Origin of the sequence: Streptomyces sp. NPDC058240 (assembly GCF_042882135.1) — a bacterium.
Lineage (GTDB): Bacteria > Actinomycetota > Actinomycetes > Streptomycetales > Streptomycetaceae > Streptomyces.
Window position 1 is genome coordinate 305,201 of record NZ_JBHVWT010000001.1, and the last position, 6,000, is coordinate 311,200.

The following is a 6,000-nucleotide window of genomic DNA, read 5'->3' on the forward strand; positions in this document are numbered from 1 at the left end:
ACATGAGTTTCGACCCCAGGACCCCCATGGCGCAGCAGCACGACGCCTACCGCGCGCGGCAGCGCCGCGACCGTGCCCTGGCCATAGGCCTGAGCGTGCTCGTCGTCGTCGGTCTGGTCGGTTTCGGCTCGTACATGGTGCTGGAGAAGTCCGAGGCGTCCGAGCAGAAGCGGGCCGCCCCGGCGGCGGACGACAAGGCGCCCTCGGCGGAGCAGAAGAAGCCCACCGACGGGTCGATCGAGGGACTGCGGACGTGGGACGCGGCGAAGCTGACCCGCAACCACGTCAGCGGGACCGTCGCGTACCCGATGAAGCCGCCGGTGGGCGGTGACCACAACCCCGTATGGATGAACTGCGACGGCGAGGTGTACACGAAGGCGCTGCCCGATGTGAACGCCGTGCACTCGCTGGAGCACGGATCGGTGTGGGTGACGTACACGGACAAGGCCTCGGACGCCGATGTGGCGAAGCTCGCCGAGCGGGTCGGCCGGACGCCGTACTCGCTGATGAGCCCGTACGAGGGCCAGTCCGGGACGATCATGCTGACCGCCTGGGGCAAGCAGGTGACGGTGGACGGCGCCGACGACCCGCGGGTCGACCGGTTCTTCTCGGAGTTCGTGCAGGGGCCGCAGACGCCCGAGCCCGGTGCGACGTGCACGGGCGGGCTGGGGGCGCAGTGACCGCGGTGAAACGCGTCCGGCGCGTCGAGTGGGTGGCCGGCTCCGCCGTGGTGCTCGCGCTGCTGTTCGCGGGGGCGGCGACGGTCGCCTCCGCGCGCGGCGACGGGAACGGGGCGGAGCACGTCGCGACCGCGCCGCGCACGCCCGCCGTGGATTCGGCGGACGCCGGTTTCGCCCGTGACATGGCGGTCCACCACCAGCAGGCGGTGGAGATGTCCTTCATCGTGCGTGACCGTACGCAGGACGAGGAGGTACGCCGTCTCGCGTACGACATCGCCAATACGCAGGCCAATCAGCGCGGCATGCTGCTCGGCTGGCTGGATCTGTGGGAGCTGCCGAAGGTGGCCGCCGGGCAGGAGCCGATGGACTGGATGGCGGCCGGGCACGAGGGGCACTCGATGGAGGGCATGGACGGGATGCAGGGCATGGGGACCGGCTACCGGCCCCATGACGGCTCCCTCATGCCCGGCATGGCCACCAGGACCGAGCTGAACCGGCTCCGTTCGGCGAAGGGCCGGGAGGCCGAGGTCCTGTACCTCCGACTGATGACCGCCCACCACAAGGGCGGCATCGACATGGCCCGCGGCTGCGCCCGGCTGTGCACGGTGAAGGCGGAGAAGCGGCTCGCCCGGGGAATGGTCGAGGCCCAGCAGTCGGAGCTGGACGCGATGGCCCACATGCTGGTGGCACGAGGCGCCGGGCCCCGGTCCTGAAAGATTCCCTCCGCGCCGCAGGTACACCCGAACGGGTGATAGCGGTCGCGCCCCCCGAACGGGCCCATGACGATGGGTTCGCTCGGGGTCGTACAGCATGCCCATCGGCACGCAGGAGGAATCCCTCATGACCACCGCCAAGGACATCATGCACACCGGGGCCACGTGGATCCCCGCGCACGAGACGCTCGACCGGGCCGCGCAGCTGATGCGCGACCACAAGGTCGGCGCGCTGCCCATCTCGGCCAACGGCGAGCGGGACCGGATGATCGGCATCCTCACGGACCGCGACATCGTGATCGGCTGTGTGGCCATGGGCCACGATCCGTCGAAGATGACGGCGGGCGACCTCGCCCAGGGCACCCCTCGCTGGATCGACTCGGAGGCGGGTGTGGAGATGGTTCTGGAAGAGATGCAGACCCATCGGATCCGCCGGCTCCCGGTGGTCGAGAACAAGATGCTGATCGGCATGATCAGCGAAGCCGACCTGGCGCAGCACCTCACCGAGGAGCAGATCGCCGGCTGGGCGGAGAAGGTCTACGCGCGCGGCTGACCGGCCGCGCGGACCAGGTCCCACGGTCCGGTGCCGATGGCCCGGTCATCCCTTGCCGAGGGGTGCCGGGCCATCGTGCTGCCCGCCCCGCCGGAGCCCGTACCACTGCGGCGATACGTTTCCGCGCGCGAGGGATACCCGGCGGGGGTAGGGTGCTCGACATGACCCTGAGTGGATGTGCGACATACGGACAGTTGTTGCTGTTCGTCTCGCTGCTCATCGGGATCCTCCACCTTCTCAGGGGCGTCGCGGGACGGGGCACGCCACTGCCGGAGCCGGGTCCCCGGCCGGGCGTGACCCGTCCCGCCCCGTCGTCGGTGCTGCGCATATAGAAGGGGGCGCGCCTCCCCCTCCCCCAGCAGACCGAAATACCGACAACACCCCGAGGTGCACTCCGTCATGCGCACTCCACCCACCCGACGCGCCGTGCTCGGCGCCGCTGTCGCCACCGCCGGTTCGGCGGTACTGGCCGCCTGCTCCGGCGAATCCGACACGGGCCGCGGCGGCAAGAAGACCGGTAGCGCGAACGCCGGTGGCACGAGCCACGGCAGCGCGAACCGCGGGGCCTCCCCCGGCGGGAAGTCCAAGGGCGAGTACGTCTCCCCCGACGGGGAGGAGGTCGCGGCGGCCGAGGCCAAGCGGGGCTCGGGTCCCGTACGGAAGCTCGACCTCGTCGCCACTCCGACCCGGCTCGATCTGGGCGGCGGGCTCACCGTCGGCTCCTGGGCGTACAACGCCCGGCTGCCCGGCAAGGAGCTCCGGGTCACGAAGGGGGACACGCTGGCGGTCACCCTCGCCAACCACCTGCCTGCGGAAACGTCTCTGCACTGGCACGGCCTCAATGTGCGCAACGACATGGACGGCGTGCCCTACGTGACCCAGGCACCCATCAAACCCGGTGCGGAATTCGCCTACCGGTTCACCGTGCCGCACGCGGGGACGTACTGGTTCCACCCGCACACGGGTGTCCAGCAGGACCGCGGGCTGTACGCGCCGCTGATCGTCGACGACCCGAAGGAGCCCCTCAAGTACGACAAGGAGTGGGTCGTCGTCCTGGACGACTGGGTCGACGGGGTGGACGGTTCGACGCCGGACTCGGTGCTGGACGAGCTCAGCGGGGGCAGGGGCGGCATGGACCACAGCGGCGGCGCGCACGGAGCCCCCGGCAAGCCGGCCAAGCCCGCCAAGGGCCGCTCCGGGCCCTCACGGTTGGAGAAGGACTCCTTCAGCGAACTGCTCGACAGCCACGGGGGCGATGTCGCCTACCCGTACTACCTGATCAACGGCCGCACCCCGCAGTCCCCCACGTCCTTCGCCGCCAAGCCCGGCGACCGGATCCGGCTGCGCATCATCAACGCGGGCGGCGACACCGCCTTCCGGGTGGCGCTCGGCGGCCACCGGATGACGATCACCCACACCGACGGCTACCCGGTCCGGCACACCACGACGGACGCCCTGCTGCTGGGCATGGGCGAGCGGTACGACGTGGTGGTCACCGCCGGCGACGGGGTGTTCCCGCTGACCGCGCTCGCGGAGGGCAAGAAGGCCACGGCGCTGGCCCTGCTGCGTACCGGGAAGGGGGCGGCGCCCACCGCGTCCGTACGGCCCAAGGAGCTGGACGGAAGGCTGGTGGAGGCGGAGGAACTGATGCCGGACGGGTCCGTGGAGCTGTCCTCGCGCGAACCCGACCGGACCATCCGGTTCAGGATGACCGGCAGCATGAGGGCGTACGACTGGGCCTTCGACCACAAGCCGTACAACCCCGGCCAGCGCCATCCGGTGAAGGCGGGCGAGCGGGTCAGGCTGGAGTTCTTCAACGTCACGGAGATGTGGCACCCCATCCATCTGCACGGGCACTCGTTCGGCCTGGTGGGACCGGCGGGGCCGCGCCACCGGGCCACCCGGCGGGGCGCGGTCGACTGGGCGCGCAAGGACACCGCGATCATCCGGCCGAACAGCTCCCTGGCCGTCGAGTTCGACGCGAACAACCCGGGACTGTGGATGCTCCACTGCCACAACATCTACCACTCGGACGTGGGCATGATGACGGTCCTCGGCTACCGCCGCTGACCCGTTCCCGGCTTGGTTCCGGCGGGCCGCGGCCGTGATTCCGCGGCCCGCCAGGACATTGCGTCAGTCAGACGATTACACTGGTCCGCGTGCCTCAACTACGTCTCGCACTGAATCAGATCGACTCGACCGTCGGTGATCTCTCCGGCAACTCCGAGGCGATCGTCCACTGGACCCGGCACTCCGCCGAACAGGGCGCCCATCTGGTGGCGTTCCCGGAGATGGTGCTGACCGGCTACCCCGTCGAGGATCTGGCCCTGCGCCCGTCCTTCGTCGAGGCCTCGCGGCAGGCGCTGCGCGCGCTCGCCGCCCGGCTCGACGCGGAGGGCTTCGGGGAACTGCCGGTCGTGGTCGGTTACCTCGACCGCTCCGAGACGGCCCAGCCCCGCTACGGCCAGCCCGCCGGCTCCCCGCGGAACGCCGCCGCGGTGCTGCACCGCGGACAGGTCGCGCTGACCTTCGCCAAGCACCACCTCCCCAACTACGGCGTCTTCGACGAGTTCCGGTACTTCGTGCCGGGCGACTCGATGCCGGTCGTACGGGTCCACGGCGTCGACGTGGCACTCGCGATCTGCGAGGACCTCTGGCAGGACGGCGGCCGGGTGCCGGCCGCGCGGGCCGCCGGCGCCGGGCTGCTGCTGTCGATCAACGCCTCGCCGTACGAGCGGGACAAGGACGACACCCGGCTGGAACTGGTCCGCAAGCGGGCCCAGGAGGCGGGCTGCACCACCGCGTATCTGGCGATGATCGGCGGCCAGGACGAGCTGGTCTTCGACGGCGACTCGATCGTCGTCGACCGGGACGGCGAAGTGATCGCCCGTGCCCCGCAGTTCGCCGAGGGCAGCGTCGTACTCGACCTGGAGCTGCCGGCCGCCGCCACGGAGCCGCCGTCCGGCGTCGTCAACGACGGACTGCGGATCGACCACGTGGTGCTCTCCGAGGAGGCCCTCCCGGCGTACCCGGCGGAGCTGGCCGGCGGGTACGCCGAGCGGCTGGACGACGACGAGGAGCTGTACTCGGCGCTGGTCGTGGGCCTGCGGGCGTACGCCGCCAAGAACGGCTTCAGCAGTGTGCTGATCGGGCTCTCCGGCGGGATCGACTCGGCGCTGGTCGCGGCGATCGCCTGCGACGCGCTGGGGGCGCAGAACGTGTACGGCATCTCGATGCCGTCGAAGTACTCCTCGGACCACTCCAAGGGCGACGCGGCCGAGCTGGCCCGCCGTACCGGGCTGAACTTCCGCACCGTACCGATCGAGCCGATGTTCGACGCGTACATGGGCTCGCTGGGGCTGACCGGCCTCGCCGAGGAGAACCTGCAGTCCCGGCTGCGCGGCACGATGCTGATGGCCGTCTCCAACCAGGAGGGCCAGATCGTCCTCGCACCGGGCAACAAGTCCGAGCTGGCGGTCGGCTACTCGACGCTGTACGGCGACTCGGTCGGGGCGTACGGCCCGATCAAGGACGTCTACAAGACGTCGATCTTCCGCCTCGCGAAGTGGCGCAACCGGGCCGCCGAGGAGCGCGGGCAGACCCCGCCGATCCCGGAGGCGTCCATCACCAAGCCGCCCAGCGCCGAGCTGCGCCCGGGACAGGTCGACACGGACTCGCTGCCCGACTACGACGTACTGGACCGGATCCTGGAGCTGTACGTCGACCGGGACCAGGGGCTGGACGAGATCGTCGCGGCCGGGTTCGACGCGGCGCTGGTGGCGAAGACGCTGCGGATGGTGGACACGGCGGAGTACAAGCGGCGGCAGTACCCGCCGGGCACGAAGATCTCCCCGAAGGGCTTCGGCAAGGACCGGCGGCTGCCGATCACCAACCGGTGGCGCGAGTCGGGCTGAGCGGGGCGGGGGGGCTTGGACGCATCCGACGCTGCCGCCGATCACACACGCACAGATCCAGGCATTCGCCATCTCATCACCCTAGGAGGAGGGGGGGGGGGGGAGGAGAGGGGGAGATGCTGGACGCGGTCCGCCGCTAC

General features: G+C 70.8%; 6 protein-coding genes. All 6 read left to right on the top strand.

Annotated features, from left to right (window positions below; all coding sequences use genetic code 11):
* Positions 1 to 2: 2 nt before the first annotated feature.
* The 6 genes from ACFVX4_RS01355 (at position 3) to ACFVX4_RS01380 (ending at position 5,860) form a co-directional block, all read left to right on the top strand.
* Complete coding sequence (locus ACFVX4_RS01355; protein ID WP_389970667.1) at positions 3 to 680, top strand: DUF3105 domain-containing protein; 678 nt, start codon at positions 3 to 5, stop codon at positions 678 to 680.
* Between the two features lie 5 nt (positions 681 to 685).
* On the top strand, positions 686 to 1,393 hold the full coding sequence (locus ACFVX4_RS01360) for a DUF305 domain-containing protein (protein WP_389970670.1): 708 nt from the start codon (positions 686 to 688) through the stop codon (positions 1,391 to 1,393).
* Between the two features lie 127 nt (positions 1,394 to 1,520).
* Positions 1,521 to 1,946, top strand: coding sequence for a CBS domain-containing protein (locus ACFVX4_RS01365; protein ID WP_389970673.1), 426 nt, complete (start codon positions 1,521 to 1,523; stop codon positions 1,944 to 1,946).
* Between the two features lie 161 nt (positions 1,947 to 2,107).
* A complete protein-coding gene (locus ACFVX4_RS01370; protein ID WP_389970676.1) occupies positions 2,108 to 2,278 on the top strand; it encodes a hypothetical protein in 171 nt (56 codons plus the stop codon).
* Between the two features lie 67 nt (positions 2,279 to 2,345).
* A complete protein-coding gene (locus ACFVX4_RS01375) occupies positions 2,346 to 4,016 on the top strand; it encodes a multicopper oxidase domain-containing protein (RefSeq protein ID WP_389970679.1) in 1,671 nt (556 codons plus the stop codon).
* An 89-nt stretch (positions 4,017 to 4,105) separates the two neighbouring features.
* Positions 4,106 to 5,860: an NAD+ synthase gene (locus ACFVX4_RS01380; protein ID WP_389970682.1), complete on the top strand. Its 1,755-nt coding sequence runs from the start codon at positions 4,106 to 4,108 to the stop codon at positions 5,858 to 5,860.
* The last annotated feature ends 140 nt before the right edge of the window (positions 5,861 to 6,000 follow it).